Source organism: Azonexus hydrophilus, from assembly GCF_001956855.1.
Taxonomy (GTDB): domain Bacteria; phylum Pseudomonadota; class Gammaproteobacteria; order Burkholderiales; family Rhodocyclaceae; genus Azonexus; species Azonexus hydrophilus_A.
Genome location: NZ_MTHD01000006.1, coordinates 99,554 through 117,072 on the forward strand (window position 1 = coordinate 99,554; position 17,519 = coordinate 117,072).

Genomic DNA, 17,519 nt, shown 5'->3' on the forward strand with positions numbered 1-17,519 from the left:
CAGGCAATCAGATTGTCGACAACGTGACATCGGCGACGCCGCCGATCGCCAGGAACTCATCCTCGCCCTGGAGAATGCCGGGCAGCAGCCCGCAATAGAAGAAAATCTTGCTCAGGGGCACGTCGACCGCAAGAATGTAGTCACCGAACTCACAGGCGCGGTCACGGCTGCAGGTAAATGAATTCAGGTTGTTGAACAGCAGCGTGTGCCGCCCGCCCTCGCCGCGACTGAGGATTTCGTGGTCGGCAACGCGGTTGACCCCACGATACAGCGTGACATGACGCGCCCCCGGGTGGCGCCGGGCCAGTTCGTACTGACAGTAGGTATAGACCAGGTCGAACTGGGCTTCCAGCGCGTTGGTGCCGTACAGACCCTGCGAACGCATTTCCATGTAGCGACCGTAGGCATCGTCCGCCGGATCGCGCAGTGGCTGCCCATGCCAGCGCGGCAGCAGGCCGAAGCGGGACTCGACCCAGCCCTTGAGCACCGCCCCTTCGCGGCTGTCGGAGTCGAAACTCCAGCCACGGATCATGCGCGCGTAATTGGCCTTGGCGCGGGCCTTCTGGCCGCCGGTGTAACCCATCTCCTCCAGCCATTCGAGCTGGAAATGTACGGTCAGGTAATCGCGGAAGACCTCTCCACGGGCATCCGTCCCGGCCTCGTCGAGCCGGCGGAAGAGATCGCGGTGCAATTCGGCGACGCCATCGAGCAGCAAGGGCGAAGGGTGGCGCTGGTAGGTCAGGCTGCCAAGCACGACGGCCGGCAGGTTGCAGCGGTTGATCGGCAATCTGGCGCTGCGCGGCAGTGTCGCCTTGTCGGTTGCCCCGGGCGGACGCCCGTGGCTGCCTGGCAAGGCGCCGGAACGGAGAGTGTCGTCTCCTGAACACGGATTTGTCTCGCTTGTGCTCGCCGCTTTGTCGTCACCCCTACACAAGACAGGGTCTTTGTCGCAAAGCACCGCCCCGGGGAGTGCCAGACTGTTTTTTGTTTTCATTTGAAAATCATCAACTTAGGGTCTGTCAGCCGACCTGGCACGCTACATGCAGAAGGTCAGTCGCGACACTCACCAATTCCTTTTCAAATCGACTGACAGACTAAGGAGATTACACCATGGCAAAACTGCGTCAATGCGCCATTTACGGCAAGGGCGGGATCGGCAAATCGACCACCACCCAGAATCTGGTTGCGGCCCTCGCCGAATCCGGCAAGAAGGTCATGATCGTCGGCTGCGACCCGAAGGCTGACTCCACCCGCCTGATCCTGCACAGCAAGGCCCAGACGACCGTCATGCACCTGGCTGCCGAAGCCGGTTCCGTTGAAGATCTCGAACTGGAAGACGTCCTTTCCGTCGGTTTCGGCGGCATCAAGTGCGTTGAATCCGGTGGCCCGGAACCCGGCGTCGGCTGTGCCGGCCGCGGCGTCATCACCGCCATCAACTTCCTTGAAGAAGAAGGCGCCTACGACGAAGATCTCGATTTCGTCTTCTACGACGTGCTCGGTGACGTGGTCTGCGGTGGCTTCGCCATGCCGATCCGCGAAAACAAGGCCCAGGAAATCTACATCGTCTGCTCGGGCGAAATGATGGCCATGTACGCCGCCAACAACATCGCCAAGGGTATCGTGAAGTATGCAAACTCGGGTTCCGTCCGTCTGGCCGGCCTGATCTGCAACTCGCGCAACACTGACCGCGAAGACGAACTGATCATGGCTCTGGCTGCCCGCCTTGGCACCACGATGATCCACTTCGTGCCGCGTCACAACGTTGTGCAGCACGCTGAAATCCGCCGCATGACCTGTGTTGAATACGATCCGTCGCACAAGCAGTCCGACGAATACCGCGCCCTGGCCAACAAGATCAACAACAACACCAACTTCGTCATCCCGACCCCGATCGAGATGGAAGAGCTGGAAGAGCTGCTGATGGAGTTCGGCATCATGGAAGCCGAAGACGAAACCATCGTCGGCAAGACCGCCGCCGAACTGGCCGCCGAAGCTGCTGCTGCCTAAGTATCGCAAGACCGGTGACCGTTTCGACGGTCGCCAACTTCAACCAGTGCGCCGGCCACAGATTGGTGGCGGCGTCAGGAGGAAAAAATGACGACTCTGTCTCGCGAAGAAACCGACGCCCTCATTGCCGAGGTGCTCGAGGTTTACCCGGAAAAGGCCAAGAAGGACCGTGCTAAGCACCTGGCCGCCAACGACGTTACTGTCGAACAATCGAAGAAGTGCATCACTTCCAACCGCAAGTCCCTGCCGGGCGTCATGACCATCCGTGGTTGTGCCTACGCCGGTTCCAAGGGCGTGGTCTGGGGTCCGATCAAGGACATGATCCACATCTCGCACGGCCCCGTCGGCTGCGGTCAGTACTCCCGCGCCGGTCGCCGCAACTACTACGTCGGCACCACCGGTATCGACTCCTTCGGCACGATGAACTTCACTTCCGACTTTCAGGAAAAGGACATCGTTTTCGGCGGCGACAAGAAGCTGGCCAAGCTGATCGAAGAAGTCGAACAACTGTTCCCGCTGCACAAGGGTATTTCGGTTCAGTCCGAGTGCCCGATTGGCCTGATCGGTGACGACATCGAGTCGGTCTCCAAGAAGGGCGCTGCCGCCATCGGCAAGCCCATCGTGCCGGTTCGCTGCGAAGGCTTCCGCGGTGTTTCCCAGTCCCTGGGCCACCACATCGCCAACGACGCGATCCGCGACTGGGTCCTCGACAAGCGCGACGGTCAGCCTTGCGAATCGACCCCGTACGACGTCGCCATCATCGGTGACTACAACATCGGTGGCGACGCCTGGGCGACGCGCATCCTGTTGGAAGAGATGGGTCTGCGCGTGACGGCACAGTGGTCCGGCGACGGCACCATCGCCGAAATGATGAACACGCCGAAGGTCAAGCTGAACCTGCTGCACTGCTACCGTTCGATGAACTACATCTCGCGTCACATGGAAGAGAAGTACGGTATTCCCTACATGGAATACAACTTCTTCGGCCCGACGAAGATTGTCGAATCCTGCCGCCGCATCGCCGCTTTCTTCGACGATTCCATCAAGGAAAAGACCGAAGCCATGATCGCCCGCTACCAGGTGATGATGGATGCCATCATCGCCAAGTACAAGCCGCGTCTGCAGGGCAAGAAGGTCATGCTGTACGTTGGCGGCCTGCGCCCGCGTCACGTGATCGGCGCCTACGAAGACCTCGGCATGGAAGTCATCGGCACCGGCTACGAATTCGCCCACAACGACGACTACGACCGTACGATCAAGGAAATGGGTGATGCCACCCTGCTCTACGACGACGTCACCGGTTTCGAGCTGGAAGAGTTCGTCAAGCGCCTGAAGCCCGACATGGTCGGCTCCGGCATCAAGGAAAAGTACATCTTCCAGAAGATGGGTATTCCGCTGCGTCAGATGCACTCCTGGGATTACTCGGGCCCGTACCACGGTTACGACGGTTTCGCGATCTTCGCCCGTGACATGGACATCGCCCTGTCGAACCCGACGTTCAAGAACCTGACCCCGCCGTGGAAGCAGGTTGCAGCCGAAGAAGTCAAGAAGGCCGCCTAAGCAAATCCTTAAACCTTGTGCCGGTCACCGCAGATGAGCGGGGCCGGCAAGGAGATCGCAAATGCAAACCGCAGACAACATCAAGCCCTGTTACCCGCTGTTCCGCGACGACGACTACAAGAAGAACCTGGCTGAAAAGCGCCAGCAGTTCGAAGAAGGTCACGCCCCGGACAAGGTGTTCGAAACTTTCATGTGGTCGACCACCCAGGAATACCAGGATCTCAACTTCAAGCGCGAAGCCCTGACCGTTGATCCGGCCAAGGCCTGCCAGCCGCTCGGTGCCGTCCTCTGCGCCACCGGCTTCCACAAGACCCTGCCCTACGTGCATGGCTCGCAAGGTTGTGTCGCCTACTTCCGCTCCTACTTCAACCGTCACTTCAAGGAACCGTGCTCCTGCGTTTCCGACTCGATGACGGAAGATGCAGCTGTGTTCGGTGGTCAGAAGAACATGATCGACGGTCTGGAGAACGCCAAGGCGATCTACAAACCGGACATGATTGCGGTCTCCACCACCTGCATGGCGGAAGTCATCGGTGACGACCTGAATGCCTTCATCAACAACACCAAGAAGGCCGGCAACATTCCCCAGGAATACCCGGTTCCTTACGCCCATACCCCGTCCTTCGTCGGTTCGCACACGACCGGCTGGGACAACATGGAAGAAGGCATCCTCCGCTACTTCACGCTGAACAACATGGAAGGCAAGGTTGTCGGCTCGAACAAGAAGGTCAACATCGTTCCTGGCTTCGAGACCTACCTGGGCAACTACCGTGTGATCAAGCGCATGCTGAGCGAGATGGGCGTTGGCTACACCATGCTCTCCGACCCCTCCGAAGTCTTCGACACCCCGGCTGACGGCGAATTCCGCATGTACGCCGGCGGCACGACGATGGACGAAGTCAAGGACGCACCGAACGCCTACACGACCATCCTGCTGCAGCCGACCCAGCTGGAAAAGACGAAGAAGTTCGTCGAAGCCACCTGGAACCACGAAGTGCCGAAGCTCAACATCCCGATGGGTGTCGAGTGGACCGACGAATTCCTGATGAAGGTTTCCGAAGTCACCGGCCAGCCGATCCCGGCCTCGCTGGAACTGGAACGCGGTCGCTGCATGGACCTGATCTCCGACAGCCACGCCTGGCTGCACGGCAAGAAGTTCGCCATCTACGGCGACCCGGACTTCGTCCTGGGCATGGTCAAGGTCCTGCTCGAAGTCGGCGCCGAGCCGACGCACATCCTGTCGCACAACGCCACCAAGCGTTGGGTCAAGATCGTGCAGAAGCTGCTCGACTCCAGCCCGTTCGGCGTCAATGGCAAGGTCTATGCCGGCAACGACCTGTGGCACATGCGCAGCCTGTGCTTCACGGACAAGCCGGACTTCCTGATCGGCAACTCCTACGGCAAGTACATCCAGCGCGACACCCGCTACAAGGGTGAAGAGTTCGAAGTACCGCTGATCCGTATCGGCTTCCCGATCTTCGACCGTCACCACATGCACCGCGCCACGACCCTGGGCTACGAAGGCATGATGTCCGTGGTCACCCAACTGACGAACGCCGTCCTTGAGCAACTCGACAAGGAAACGATCGGCATGGGCACCACCGACTACAACTTCGACCTGGTTCGCTAACCGGATCACCGGCGGAGCTTCGGCTCCGCCGGTCCTGCAGGAGCGTCAAATGGCAAACATCATGATCCAGCATGGCCCCAGCGGCGGGCTGGTTTTTTACCTTCCGAAGCGGGATCTGGAAGCCTCCATCGAGTCCATCGAATTCGACACCCCGGAAAAATGGGGCGGCGAACTGAAGCTGGACAACGGCGGCACCTACTACATCGATCCGATCGCCAAGCCGCCGCGCCTGCCGATTTCCCTGCGTGCCAAGCGTCTTGGTGCAGCTGAGGATTAAGTTTGTTGAACCTGACCGCCCAGCCAGCCAATCAGCCAGCGAAGGGCGGACATAAAGGAGAGCATCATGGCAATGAAGATTGATCCCGACATGTGCACCGCCTGTGGCGACTGCAAGCCGGTCTGCCCGACCAAGGCGATCAGCTCCGGCAAGATCTTCTACAAGATCGACGCCGCCACCTGTACGGAATGCGACGGTCACAACGACACCCCGTTGTGCGTCGACGTCTGTCCGTCCGGCTGCATCGCCCCGGCCTGAGTCTTGAGCCGAGCGCCGGCACCCGCGCAAGCGCTGCCGGCACTCCACTGAAGACCCAGCCAGGAGCCCATCATGTCCGAATCGCCCATTGCTTCCCGCGAAGCTGCCCTGCGCATTGCGCTGGCCGCCCGTGCCCTTAACGGTCTCGATGTCCGGGCTTTCGTCAGCGCGCTGCTCGAAAAACTGGAATCCCCCCTCAGTGAAGCCAAGCTGGCCAAACTGACGGTCGAAGACCTGCGCCTGATCCTCGCCGGCGATTTTGCCGAACAGGGTTGCCACGTCGGTGTCGAAGGCGAGCAATTGAAGGAAGCCGTCCGCCTGCTCTGGGGCGAAGGCCTGGAAAACAATGACTTTCCTGCGGTCGACGCCTATAGCGAAGGCGAAATGCCCGGCTCGATCCGCGTCGCCGTCGCCGCCAACCGCGGCGAAAACCTCGACGGCCACTTCGGTTCCTGCGACCGCTTTCTCGTCTATCAGGTCGGCCAGCAGGCGATCAAGCTGATCGACGTGCGCAGCACCGTCGAAGCCGACGCCGCCGAAGACAAGAATGCCGCCCGCTCGGCGCTGATCGGCGACTGCCAGATCGTCTACGTCCAGTCGATCGGCGGCCCGGCCGCGGCCAAGGTTGTCCGGGCCGGCGTGCATCCGGTCAAGAAACCGGCCGGCGGCGTTGCCCGCGAAGTGCTGCTCGAACTGCAGCAACGCCTGTCCAGCCCGCCACCGTGGCTGGCCCAGATCATGGGCGTACCGGCGGCATCGCTGGCCCGCTTCGAGGAAAGCATCGCCGAGGAAGATGCATCATGATCACCCCGGAACTGCTCGCCACGGTTGCCGCGGCTGCCCGGCAGGACCCCAGCGCCGCCGCACTGCGCCAGGGTTTCGGCACGCTGCATTTCACCGAATGCAGCGAAGACGACATCTCGCCACGCTACCGCCCGGCACTCGATATCGACACTCATCTGCTCTACCTGATCTCCGGCGCCAGCGGGCATTGTCTCGAACTGACCAACGACCCTGCCATCGCTACCGGCATCCTGATCGCCGCCAAGGCCGATGACGAGTGAAACGACGCAGCCTCAGGCCGGCGTCGGGCGTCTCGGCCTGTGTTCGGGCTGTGCGCACTACCCCGACTTCCTGAATGCACTGCGGTGCACGCCGGGCGACGCCTGCATCCGCGCCCACAGCGGCCGGCAGATCGACCGTTTCCTGCGGCAGAACCGCGACGAGGCGGAGAAATACCTGGAAGACATCTTCTGGGAGCGCCGCGCCATCGCCGCCCGCTATTCTCCGGTCGACCGCATTTTCCGGCTGAAATCCGATCCCGACGAGGTCGTCCGCCGCGTCGTCGCCACCCGGCTGCCGGTCGACCAACTGGAAACGATGCTGCGCGACCCGGACCGCGAAGTCCGCCTGTCGGTCGCCGCACGCCTGCCGGAAGCCCAGCTCAACCGCCTGCTCGGCGATCCGGACTACCTGATCCGCGCCACCGTTGCCCGCCGTCTGCCGCACGGGCAACTGACCCGGCTGGTCAAGGACCCGGAACGCGAAGTGCGCAAGGTCGTCGCCAGTCGCCTGCCCTCGTTCGCCCTGCACCTGCTGGCCGAAGACCCGGAACCCGAGGTACGCGCCATCGTTGCCGAACGCGCTTTGCCCGAACTCGCCGCGACGCTGTTGCAGGACAGTGAATGGTGGGTGCGCCTGGCGGCGGTGAACAACGCCCCGATCGAATCCCTGCCAGCACTGCTGGGTGATCCGGAAACCGACATCCGGGAAGCCGTCCAGATCCGTATCAACGAAGAACGTAACAGCCAATCCCGGGAAAAATGACCATGAAAACCAACCAGGCCTGGATCGAATACTGCAAGTCGCTCTCTCCCGCCATCGTCGAAACCTGTTCCCGGACAGCGGTCAGCGCCGGCGGCACCAGCCTCGCCAGGGCATTGCATGGCGCGCTGCCCGACTGGCAGTTCCGCCACGCCCTGGCCCGCGGTGGCTGGTACCGGCTGGGCGGCATTGTCGACGGCCAGGGCCAGCGGGTCAGCGACAACCTGGAACAATGGGTCGAAGATGCACTCGACGCCTGTGACGGCGACATGCAGCAACTGATCGACGAACACGAGGGGAAGACGCTATATGCCACCCGTTTCGTCGGCCAGACCCACTACCTGACTGCCAACGTCGGCGACGCGGCCGACGATTTCCTGCAGCTCGAAATCGAGGACCTGCAGGAAATGAAGGTGCACCAGCTGTTCAGCAACGAGCCGACGACGCTTGAGGAACTGGTCGATCCACGCGGCGGCAAGGACGTGCCGATGCCGCTCGGCCTGCCCTTCTACAAACTGCGCCGCATCCAGCACATCGGCGCCTTCCTGCAACGCATGCTGGCGCAGAAGCCGGAACCCGCATCAATCCACCGGATGCTCGAGGACTGGTCGAAAAGCAGCGCCGGCTCGACCAGCGTCTATGCCAACCACTGGGTCATCGCCACCCGCGAACACCTGGACCGTTACCATCAGCCGGTTTTCCGCGCCCAGCCCATTGCCACGCTGGCCGGCGACCCGCCGGAATTCGACGCGGCACCGGAAACCACCGGCCTGAAACTGCAGGAAGCACTCAACCGCTTCGATCGCGCCGTCGGCTATCCGATGGCCTGGTATTTCCACATGCTGACGACCAAGGCCGTACCGCACTGGGTTGCCCAGTCCACCGTCGAGGATGCGCTGGCCGGTTTCGCCTACCTGCCGCAACGCGACGTCGACGTCATCCGCAGCTGGTTGCACCGCCCCTATTCGGTCTGAGCGGGCGCTTACGCCTCCGGCCCAAGCATCGCTGCCGGCTGCAGGCAGCGATCCGCTTCTTCCGCGCTCAGATAGCCGAGGGCAACGACTGCCTCGCGCAAGGTGCTGCCATCGTGCCAGGCCTGCCTGGCGACCTTCGCCGCCCGGTCATAACCGAGTTGCGGCACCAGCGCGGTCACCAGCATCAGCGAGCGCCCGAGGTGCTCGGCGATGCGTTCGCGTCGTGGCTCGATACCGCGCACGCAATGCACCTCGAAACTTTCCATGCCGTCGCCAAGCAGCCGGATGCTCTGCAGCAGGTTGTGAGCGATCAGCGGCTTGCAGACATTCAGCTCGAAATTGCCCGAAGCGCCGGCGAACCCGATTGCCACATCGTTGGCCATGACCTGGCAGCAAAGCATCAGCAGCGCTTCGCACTGCGTCGGATTGACCTTGCCCGGCATGATCGAGCTGCCCGGCTCGTTTTCCGGGATGCTGATCTCGCCCAGGCCGGAACGCGGCCCCGATGCCAGCCAGCGGATGTCGTTGGCGATCTTGGTCAGCGCCACGGCCAGCGTTTTCAGCGCACCATGTACCGCCACCGCGCCGTCGTGCGCGGCCAGTTGGGCAAATTTGTTGTCGGCGCTGTGCAATGGCAACTGAAAGGCACGGGCCAGCTCCTCCGCTACCAGGACAGCGAAATCCGGATGCGTGTTGAGACCGGTACCGACCGCCGTACCGCCGATGGCCAGCGCATGGAGCGATGGCAACAAGGTCTCGATGACCGTCCGGGCATGATCGAGTTGCGCGACATAGCCGGAAAACTCCTGGCCCAGCGTCAGCGGCGTGGCATCCTGCAGATGCGTCCGCCCGACCTTGACGATCTGGGCGAAGGCTGCCGCCTTGCCGGCCATCGTCGCGCGCAACCGGTCGAGTGCCGGCAACAGCTCGCGCTGGATGCCCAGCGTCGCCGCCAGGTACATGGCAGTAGGAAAGACATCATTCGATGACTGGCCGAGATTGACCTCGTCGTTGGCATGCACGCAACGCTGCTTGCCGCGCTCGCCGCCAAGCAGCTCGGAGGCGCGGTTGGCCAGCACCTCGTTGACATTCATGTTGGTCTGGGTGCCCGAGCCTGTCTGCCAGACGGTCAACGGGAAATCCTCACGATGGCGCCCGGCGATGACTTCGCCGGCAGCGCCGGCAATGGCCGCCGCCTTTTCCGGCGACAAGCGGCCGAGACTGCCATTGACCTTGGCGCAGGCCAGCTTGACCGCGGCCAGCGCATGAATCAGTTCGGCCGGCATGCGCTCGGTCGAAATGGCAAAGTGCATCAGCGAGCGTTGTGTCTGCGCCCCCCACAGAGAGGCAGCCGGCACCTCCAGCGTACCGAAGGAGTCTTGCTCGCTGCGCGTCGCGCCCAGCGGGATGTTCTGGTCAGCCATGCCTTGTCTCCGGAAGGATGTGCTTTCATCATAGTCCCGGATGCCGACAATGCCAGCATGCCCTGGATCAGCATATGCGCAGTGAAATCGACAGGCGAAAACAGTGCGCGCCATCGAAGCTGCTTTGTCGCATTCCTGACAAGGCGCCGACAGCCCTCCCAACGAAAGACAAACAAGCTTTTGTTTTCAATAACTTGATAACTGGCACTCGCCTTGCTAATACTCAGCCAAGGAGATTTCCATGAACCCGTCTTTCGTCACGATCAACGACACTACCCTGCGCGACGGCGAGCAGTCGGCCGGCGTGGCGTTTTCGCTGGCGGAAAAACTGGACATCGCCCGCCGCCTGGACGCCATCGGCGTCCCGGAACTGGAAATCGGCATCCCGGCCATGGGCGAGGAAGAGCGTGCATCGATCCGTGCCGTCGCCAGCCTCGGCCTGCAGGCCAGACTGATGGTGTGGAGCCGGATGCATGCGGTCGACATCGCCGCCAGTGCAAATCTCGGCGCCCATCTGATCGACATTTCAGTCCCCGCCTCCGACCAGCACCTGGCCTACAAACTGAAACAGGAACGCAGCTGGCTGTTGCGCGAACTGCCGCGCTACATCGGCATGGCACTCGACCTTGGCCTGGAAGTCGGTCTCGGTTGCGAAGATGCCTCGCGCGCCGACATGGATTTCCTCTGTGCCCTGGCCGACACCGCCGAACGCGCCGGCGCCCGCCGCCTGCGCTTCGCCGACACGCTGGGCATCCTCGAGCCTTTCGCCACCTTCGACCGGATTTCGACGTTGCGCGCCCGTACCGGCCTGGAAATCGAAATGCACGCCCACGACGACATGGGCCTGGCCACCGCCAACACGCTGGCAGCCTGTAAAGCCGGAGCAACACACGTTAACACCACGGTCAACGGCCTCGGCGAACGCGCCGGCAATGCGCCGCTGGAAGAAGTCGTGCTCGGCTTGAAGAAACTGCACGGCATCGACACCGGCGTCGAACTGCGCGGCTTCCCGGCGCTGTCGGCGATGGTCGCCAGCGCCTCCGGCCGCGCCGTCCCCTGGCAGAAAAGCGTCGTCGGCGCCGGCGCCTTCACACACGAAGCCGGCATCCATGTCGACGGACTGCTGAAGCACCCGGACAACTATCAGGGCTTCGACCCGCAGGAAGTCGGTCAGGCTCACCGTATCGTGCTTGGCAAGCATTCGGGGTCGCGCGCCGTCCAGGTGGTTTATGGCGGAATGGGTATCGAGCTCGGCGAAACCGAGGCCCAGGCGCTGCTGCCGCTGGTTCGCGCCTTTGTTGCCGCACGCAAGCATCCACCGGAAGTTGCCGACTTGATCGGCCTTCTGGCCTCATCCAGGAGTCCGCTCCATGTCTGAAGCGATTGCCATGACCGCACCAAGCATCCCCGCACCAGGCCTGTGGGCAACCCTCAAGGAAGACCTGGCCTGCGTCTTCGAACGCGACCCGGCCGCCCGCTCGACGCTGGAGGTGCTGACCACCTATCCCGGCGTCCATGCCATCCTCACCCACCGCATCTCGCACCGACTGTGGCGCAGCGGCTGGCGCTACGCCGCCCGTTTCCTGTCCTTCGCCGGGCGGACGCTGACCAACGTCGATATCCACCCGGGCGCCACCATCGGCCGCCGCTTCTTCATCGATCACGGCGCCTGCGTCGTCATCGGTGAAACGGCGGAAGTGGGCAACGACGTGACGCTGTATCACGGCGTCACGCTCGGCGGCACGTCTTGGAACAAGGGCAAGCGCCACCCGACGCTGGCCGACGGCGTGGTCGTCGGAGCCGGCGCCAAGATTCTCGGTCCAATCAGCATCGGCGAACGCGTCCGTGTCGGCGCCAACTCGGTGGTCGTCAAGGACGTGCCGGCCGACCGTACGGTGGTCGGCATTCCCGGGCGCATCGTCGATACGCGCATCGGCCGGCCGACCGCCAACGGCATCAACCTGGACCACAACCTGCTGCCCGACCCGGTGGCCAAATCCATCGCCTGCCTGATCGATCGCATCGAGACGCTGGAGAAGGAACTGGCGGAAATGCGCAACGAACCGCCACCGCCGGACCACAGCGGCGAATGCAAGACCTGCTCGGCCGGCGACCTGTGCTGCGAGAGCGAATCGATGCACGAGGCGATGCACTGACATGGACCTGCTCGACTTTTCCGATTGCAAGCTGTATTTCGAGGATCCGCTGCCGGCGGAAGCCGAGGCGCTGATTGCCCAGGCCGCCCGCGAGTACGGCGAACCGGCTGCCGAAATGTCCCTGCTGCGCGCCCATCTGCTCGCCCCGGACAACCTGACGGTACTGGTCGGCCTGTACCGCTACTATTTTTACCAGCACCGCCTGGAAGATGCCTTGCAGGTCGCCGAACGCGCCATGGCCTTGTCCGGCCGCCATCTCGGCCTGCCCGACTGGAGCCAGATCGACGAAACCCGGCTTGGCTCGGCCGCCGCCAACTCCTTCGGCCTGCTGCGTTTTTACCTGCTGGCGCTGAAGGCCGCCAGCGTCATCCTGCTGCGCCTCGGCCAGATCGACGCCTCGCGCGCCCGGCTGACCAAGCTGGCGGCGCTGGACAGCCGCGACCAGTTGGGTGCCGGCAAGCTTCTCGAAGTGGTCGACGAATTTCAGGGTTCTGAAGCGTCGACCGCAACATCCACCGATTTAACGTTAGTCGCAGCCTGAGGAGGCAATCATGGAAGATACGCTGAGCCTTGCCGAAGCCATGGAAGACCTGGTTTCCGCCGAAGATTTCCTGGACTACTTCGAAATCCCCTACGAGCCGTCGGTGGTCCAGGTCAATCGCCTGCACATCCTGCAGCGCTTCCACGACTACCTAGCCAAGCAGGCGCCCAACCTGCCGCCGGAGGAAGAACAGCAGCGCGGCATCTACCGCCTGTGGCTGGAACGCGCCTACCAGGACTTCACCGTCTCCGACTCGCTGACCGAAAAGGTCTTCGCGGTCTTTCAGCACGTTGCCAAGCCGGATGGCGGCATGAGCTCCTTCGTCTCGCTCGACAAGGTCTTCCGCCAATGATGAACGCCAAGTGGGAGTACGGTGAGGCCGTGCGTCTCACCCGCAACGTGCGCAACGACGGCACCTACCCCGGTCTCGACCCGGGAGCGCCGCTGGTCCGTCGTGGCAGCATCGGCTATGTCGTCGATGTCGGCACCTTTCTGCAGGACCAGATCATCTACTCGGTCAATTTTCTCGAAGAAGGCAAGATCGTCGGCTGCCGGGAAGAGGAACTGATCGGGGCGGATGAGCCGTGGACGCCTTCGCGCTTCGAGTTCCGCGAAAAGGTCCGCGCGGCCAAGCAACTGGCCGTCGGCGGCGAAGTGCTGGTCGCACTCGGCGCCATCGGCGAAGTGATCAAGGTCATCCGTGATGCGCCGGGCGGCGTCGCCTATCACATCCATTTCGACAGTCTGGCGGGACGCGTGCTGCAGATCCCGGAAGACACCCTGGAACCCGCCGACACTGCGGAGTAATGCCATGCTGCACGCTTATCTCGAATTGAAACTGGCCTGGGAGCTGTTCCAGAAAGCCCCGGAAACCCTCAGCGAACCGGAGCGCAACCGGCTGAGCGAGGTGGCGCTGAAACAGGACAGCATCGAGCAGCGCATCCTGGCCAGCCCGCAGGCGGCCAACGTGATGGTGCCGGAGCCGACCTTGCGCACCCGCCTCGCGGAAATCCGCAAGCGCTATCCCGACGACGAAGCCTTTGCCCACGATCTCGAGCGCATCGACCTGACCCCGGCCGAGCTGGAAAAAGCCGTCGAGCGCGACCTGCGCGTCGAAGCCGTGCTCGACCGGGTGGTATCGACCGTTGCCGCCGTCTCGCTGGTGGACGCCGAGATCTACTACCGCCTGCATCCGGAAGCGTTCGACCGGCCGGAAGCGCGCCGTCTGCGGCACATCCTGATCACCTTCGACAATCCGCAGCAGGCAGCAAAAGCCCGCCAGCAACTGGAAAACCTGCGGTCAACGCTCACCGACAGCGAAAAATTCGCCGCCGCCGCACAACGTCACTCGCAATGCCCGACTGCGCTGGAAGGCGGCAAACTCGGACTGGTCAAGCGCAACCAGCTCTATCCCGTCCTTGAAGCAGCGGCTTTTGCGCTGCTCGAAGGCGAAATCAGCGCCGTGCTGGAATCAGAAATCGGCCTGCACATCATCCGCTGCGACGAGATCCTGCCCAGCGGCATGCTCCCCTTTGCCGAGGTCAGCGGGAAAATCGTCGAACGCCTGACCGACAAGCGCCGCCAGGAAAAGCAGAAGGAATGGATCAAACAGCTGATGTCGGCTCGCCAGCTGGCTTGACCGACGCAGCAGGATGATGGCTGCCTGACGCCTCGCCAGCCCGGCACATCACCACGACGGCGTTTCTACGGCGGCCGGAGGCGGCGGGGGCTCGGGCAGCCAGGCTCCGCTGGCCAGGAAAACGGCGGCCAAGGCAATCAGCAGCGCAAAGATCACTGCCGGCAGACCGCCGCCACGTGCCGGCTCACCGGCGGGGACGTCCTTCCAGCCACGGACCATCGGCTTGACCAGATTGTCCTTCTTCACGTGCGCGTAGAACATGATTGCCGCCAGGTGCAGCACGACCAGCGCAATCAGCACATTGACGGACAGCTTGTGCCAGCCAGTGGCCAGGTTGCTCAAGTCACGGCCGACCAGATCGTAGAGCGGGCCGACGAAGGCGATGTCGTCGTTGGCAATCAGTCCGGTCAGCAATTGCACGGTCAACACGCCAAGCAGGGCAAAAACCGACAGCGCGCCGAGCGGATTGTGGCCTATTCCCCGCCATTCGCCACGCAGATAGCTGACGATCCGGCCCGGTGTCGGGAAGAAGGTGGCGAAACGCGCATAGGTCGAACCCACCAGCCCCCAGACCAGACGAAAGACCACCAGGCCAACGACCAGCAGGCCGATCCTGCCGTGCCAGTCGATCAGGTTGCCACCGATCTTGCCGGTCGCCACCAGACCGATGACAGCCAGCGCGAGCAACCAGTGAAACAGACGGGTCGGCAGATCCCAGACCCGTATTTTCTTGCTGTTCATCCTGCTACCTCTTTTATTTTCATTGAACGAAAAGGGCGCCTCGCGGCGCCCCGGTCAATACGGCAGAGCCGCAATCGACAACGTCTTACTTGTTGTCCTTGCGATAGTCGTCGTGACAGGCCTTGCAGGTACCGCCGAGCTTGCCGAAGGCAGTCTTCACAGCGGCGGCATCGCCGGTGGCAGCCACCTTGGCGAGTTCGTTGGCAGCCTGGTTGAAGTCGCCGGCAATCTTGCCGACCTTCGGGCCATCGGTAAACAGTTCCGGCTTCACGCGGGTTTCCGCCCAGCCCTTGCCCTTGTCGCTACCCGGCACATAGAGTGCGCCCATGCCGGAATTGGCGATGGCCTGGATGACATTGGCCGCCTTGACCACTTCATCCTTGTTGTAGGTGCCGTCGACGTTGGCCTTGATACGGCCCATGCTCCAGCCCATCGTGGCGTAGGCCGACTGACGCCACTTGATGGCGTCCTCGACCTTGACCTGGGCGTGAGCGCCGGCAGCCAGCGTGGCGGTGGCAAGCAATGCGAGCAGAATCTTTGATTTCATTGTGTTTTCTCCGTTGTCGTTGAAGGAAAATGATCAAGTACCCGGTAACCGGGCCTCCCCGTCAATTAACCCCGCAAAATTATAGCTTTCTTATATGACATGCAGACAGCCGTACGTTGACCGATATTCACGCAACCGTTGAACAAAATCGAACGATAGTCAAATGGCAAATACGTGCTTGACCCGCAATGCCGGCTGTCCGGACTCGACGGCGAGCAGACGGGCGATGTTCGGATGCTTGCCCGGGTTGGCCCGTTCGTCGTCGGTATGCTCGGCAAAGATTTCCAGCCCTTTCCTGGCCGCCTCGGCATTGATCGACCCATAGGTCTGTGCGAGATGGTTGTAGACAGCCAGCGAACCCTGGCTGCCGGCCTTGTTCTCGATCGTTGCGACGACGTTGCCGTCGGCGTCGAGCAGATTAAGCGCAGCGAGGTGCGAGATCCCGGGAAGTTTTTTCAGGTTTTCGGCGAAGGACATGTTTTTCTCCAAGAAAAAGGCCGATCCGCGCTGCGGACCGGCCTGGACAGACATTCAGGAAATCAGATGCGGCGGGCGAGTTCGGCGGCCTTGCCGGTGTAGGTCCATGGCGTCAGTTCAAGCAATTCCGCCTTGGCGGCTGCCGGAATGTCCAGCGTCGACACGAAAGCCTGCATGCCTTCGCGCGAAACGCGGGTACCGCGGGTCAGTTCCTTGAGTTTTTCGTAGGCATTGGCCACGGCGTAGCGGCGCATCACCGTCTGGATCGGCTCGGCCAGCAGTTCCCAGTTGGCGTCGAGGTCGGCGTGCATCAGTTCGGCGTTGATTTCCAGCTTGGACAGGCCCTTCAGCAGCGAATCGTAGCCGAGCAAGGTATAGCCGAGGCCAACGCCCATGTTGCGGAGCACCGTCGAATCGGTCAGGTCGCGCTGCCAGCGCGAGATCGGCAGCTTCTCGGCAAGGTGTTTCAAGACCGCGTTGGCCAGACCGAGGTTGCCTTCGGAGTTCTCGAAGTCGATCGGATTGACCTTGTGCGGCATCGTCGACGAACCGATTTCACCGGCCTTGACCTTCTGTTTGAAGAAACCGAGCGAGATGTAGCCCCAGACGTCGCGGTCGAGATCGATCAGGATGCTGTTGGCGCGGGCAAAGGCGTCGAACATTTCGGCCAGAGCATCGTGCGGCTCGATCTGGATGGTATAGGGGTTGAAGGTCAGACCGAGCGATTCAACGAAACGCTTGGCGAAGCCTTCCCAGTCGTAACCGGGGTAAGCCGCCAGGTGGGCGTTGTAGTTGCCGACGGCGCCGTTGATCTTGCCGAGCAGTTCGACCTGGGCGATGCGGGTGCGGGCGCGCTGCAGACGGTAGGCGACATTGGCCATTTCCTTGCCCATCGTCGACGGCGTCGCCGGCTGGCCGTGCGTGCGGCTCATCATCGGGATGTCGGCGTAGGCGTGGGCCAGTTCGCGCAGGCGCTCGATGACCTTGTCCAGCGTCGGCAGCATGGCCTGTTCGCGGGCACCTTGACACATCAATGCGTGCGACAGGTTGTTGATGTCTTCGGAGGTGCAGGCGAAATGGATGAATTCACTGACCTTGACCACTTCGGCATTGCCCTTGGTCTTGTCCTTGATCCAGTATTCCAGCGCCTTGACGTCGTGGTTGGTGGTCGCTTCGATAGCCTTGACCTCGGCCGCGTCGCCCGGGCCGAAGCCGGCGACCAGCGCATCGAGCTCTTTTACGGTCGACGGCGAAAAAGCGGCGATTTCCGTGAAATGCGGCTCGGCGGCGAGCGCCTTCAGCCATTCGATCTCGACCTTCAGGCGGGCGCGGATCAGGCCGAATTCGGAAAAGTGCTCGCGCAGGGCGTCAACTTTGCCGGCGTAGCGGCCGTCGAGCGGGGAAATTGCGGTCAAGGGATTGAAGTCCATATAAACATCCTTATCGATCAAGACCGGCATTTTA

General features: G+C 62.3%; 21 protein-coding genes. 15 read left to right on the forward strand and 6 right to left on the reverse strand.

Annotated features, from left to right (window positions below; all coding sequences use genetic code 11):
- Positions 1–7: 7 nt before the first annotated feature.
- Positions 8–853 (reverse strand): NAD(+)--dinitrogen-reductase ADP-D-ribosyltransferase, encoded by an 846-nt coding sequence (locus tag BJN45_RS15750; protein ID WP_076096976.1) that lies wholly within the window; start codon positions 851–853, stop codon positions 8–10.
- A gap of 257 nt (positions 854–1,110) precedes the next feature.
- Here BJN45_RS15750 and nifH point away from each other — a divergent pair, with 257 nt between their 5' ends.
- The 9 genes from nifH to BJN45_RS15795 all read left to right on the forward strand — a co-directional run bounded on the left by nifH (position 1,111) and on the right by BJN45_RS15795 (position 8,530).
- A complete protein-coding gene (gene nifH / locus BJN45_RS15755; protein WP_076096978.1) occupies positions 1,111–2,007 on the forward strand; it encodes a nitrogenase iron protein in 897 nt (298 codons plus the stop codon).
- 87 nt (positions 2,008–2,094) lie between these two features.
- Positions 2,095–3,567 carry a nitrogenase molybdenum-iron protein alpha chain gene (gene nifD / locus BJN45_RS15760; RefSeq protein WP_076096979.1) on the forward strand — a complete coding sequence of 491 codons (1,473 nt, stop codon included), beginning with the start codon at positions 2,095–2,097 and terminating at the stop codon, positions 3,565–3,567.
- A gap of 61 nt (positions 3,568–3,628) precedes the next feature.
- Positions 3,629–5,197: a nitrogenase molybdenum-iron protein subunit beta gene (gene nifK / locus BJN45_RS15765; RefSeq protein WP_076096981.1), complete on the forward strand. Its 1,569-nt coding sequence runs from the start codon at positions 3,629–3,631 to the stop codon at positions 5,195–5,197.
- A gap of 49 nt (positions 5,198–5,246) precedes the next feature.
- Positions 5,247–5,474, forward strand: a complete 228-nt coding sequence (gene nifT / locus BJN45_RS15770; protein ID WP_076096983.1) for a putative nitrogen fixation protein NifT — start codon at positions 5,247–5,249, stop codon at positions 5,472–5,474.
- Positions 5,475–5,504: 30 nt separating this feature from the next.
- Positions 5,505–5,732 (forward strand): 4Fe-4S binding protein, encoded by a 228-nt coding sequence (locus BJN45_RS15775; RefSeq protein ID WP_346417545.1) that lies wholly within the window; start codon positions 5,505–5,507, stop codon positions 5,730–5,732.
- Positions 5,733–5,804: 72 nt separating this feature from the next.
- The gene (locus BJN45_RS15780) at positions 5,805–6,536 is read left to right on the forward strand and encodes a dinitrogenase iron-molybdenum cofactor biosynthesis protein (protein ID WP_083651372.1); all 732 of its coding nucleotides are present in this window, start codon (positions 5,805–5,807) and stop codon (positions 6,534–6,536) included.
- Positions 6,533–6,796, forward strand: a complete 264-nt coding sequence (locus tag BJN45_RS15785) for a DUF6129 family protein (RefSeq protein WP_076096989.1) — start codon at positions 6,533–6,535, stop codon at positions 6,794–6,796. Before BJN45_RS15780 ends, BJN45_RS15785 begins: the two co-directional genes overlap by 4 nt.
- Positions 6,786–7,559: a 4Fe4S-binding leucine-rich repeat protein gene (locus tag BJN45_RS15790; RefSeq protein ID WP_076096991.1), complete on the forward strand. Its 774-nt coding sequence runs from the start codon at positions 6,786–6,788 to the stop codon at positions 7,557–7,559. Before BJN45_RS15785 ends, BJN45_RS15790 begins: the two co-directional genes overlap by 11 nt.
- A 2-nt stretch (positions 7,560–7,561) precedes the next feature.
- On the forward strand, positions 7,562–8,530 hold the full coding sequence (locus tag BJN45_RS15795; protein ID WP_139326372.1) for a hypothetical protein: 969 nt from the start codon (positions 7,562–7,564) through the stop codon (positions 8,528–8,530).
- Between the two features lie 8 nt (positions 8,531–8,538).
- Here BJN45_RS15795 and fumC read toward each other — a convergent pair whose 3' ends face one another.
- Positions 8,539–9,954: a class II fumarate hydratase gene (gene fumC / locus BJN45_RS15800; RefSeq protein ID WP_076096994.1), complete on the reverse strand. Its 1,416-nt coding sequence runs from the start codon at positions 9,952–9,954 to the stop codon at positions 8,539–8,541.
- Between the two features lie 241 nt (positions 9,955–10,195).
- Here fumC and nifV point away from each other — a divergent pair, with 241 nt between their 5' ends.
- The 6 genes from nifV to nifM are packed head-to-tail and all read left to right on the forward strand — an operon-like array spanning position 10,196 to position 14,290.
- Positions 10,196–11,332 carry a homocitrate synthase gene (gene nifV / locus BJN45_RS15805; protein WP_076096996.1) on the forward strand — a complete coding sequence of 379 codons (1,137 nt, stop codon included), beginning with the start codon at positions 10,196–10,198 and terminating at the stop codon, positions 11,330–11,332.
- On the forward strand, positions 11,325–12,110 hold the full coding sequence (gene cysE / locus BJN45_RS15810; RefSeq protein WP_076096998.1) for a serine O-acetyltransferase: 786 nt from the start codon (positions 11,325–11,327) through the stop codon (positions 12,108–12,110). Before nifV ends, cysE begins: the two co-directional genes overlap by 8 nt.
- 1 nt (position 12,111) lies before the next feature.
- Complete coding sequence (locus tag BJN45_RS15815; protein WP_076097000.1) at positions 12,112–12,651, forward strand: hypothetical protein; 540 nt, start codon at positions 12,112–12,114, stop codon at positions 12,649–12,651.
- Positions 12,652–12,661: 10 nt separating this feature from the next.
- Positions 12,662–13,003 (forward strand): nitrogenase-stabilizing/protective protein NifW, encoded by a 342-nt coding sequence (gene nifW / locus BJN45_RS15820; RefSeq protein WP_076097002.1) that lies wholly within the window; start codon positions 12,662–12,664, stop codon positions 13,001–13,003.
- On the forward strand, positions 13,000–13,458 hold the full coding sequence (locus BJN45_RS15825; RefSeq protein WP_076097004.1) for a nitrogen fixation protein NifZ: 459 nt from the start codon (positions 13,000–13,002) through the stop codon (positions 13,456–13,458). The genes nifW and BJN45_RS15825 overlap by 4 nt, the downstream gene beginning before the upstream one ends.
- 4 nt (positions 13,459–13,462) lie before the next feature.
- A complete protein-coding gene (nifM, locus tag BJN45_RS15830) occupies positions 13,463–14,290 on the forward strand; it encodes a nitrogen fixation protein NifM (protein WP_076097006.1) in 828 nt (275 codons plus the stop codon).
- A gap of 48 nt (positions 14,291–14,338) precedes the next feature.
- Here the strand turns inward: nifM and BJN45_RS15835 are convergent, their stop codons facing one another.
- The 4 genes from BJN45_RS15835 to purB all read right to left on the reverse strand — a co-directional run bounded on the left by BJN45_RS15835 (position 14,339) and on the right by purB (position 17,485).
- Entirely contained in the window at positions 14,339–15,031 is a 693-nt protein-coding gene (locus BJN45_RS15835) for a cytochrome b/b6 domain-containing protein (protein ID WP_076097008.1), read from the reverse strand.
- An 85-nt stretch (positions 15,032–15,116) separates the two neighbouring features.
- Positions 15,117–15,578 carry a c-type cytochrome gene (locus BJN45_RS15840; RefSeq protein WP_076097010.1) on the reverse strand — a complete coding sequence of 154 codons (462 nt, stop codon included), beginning with the start codon at positions 15,576–15,578 and terminating at the stop codon, positions 15,117–15,119.
- A gap of 159 nt (positions 15,579–15,737) precedes the next feature.
- Complete coding sequence (locus tag BJN45_RS15845) at positions 15,738–16,055, reverse strand: DUF2322 family protein (protein WP_076097148.1); 318 nt, start codon at positions 16,053–16,055, stop codon at positions 15,738–15,740.
- 62 nt (positions 16,056–16,117) lie between these two features.
- Positions 16,118–17,485, reverse strand: coding sequence for an adenylosuccinate lyase (gene purB, locus BJN45_RS15850; RefSeq protein ID WP_076097150.1), 1,368 nt, complete (start codon positions 17,483–17,485; stop codon positions 16,118–16,120).
- Positions 17,486–17,519: the final 34 nt, after the last annotated feature.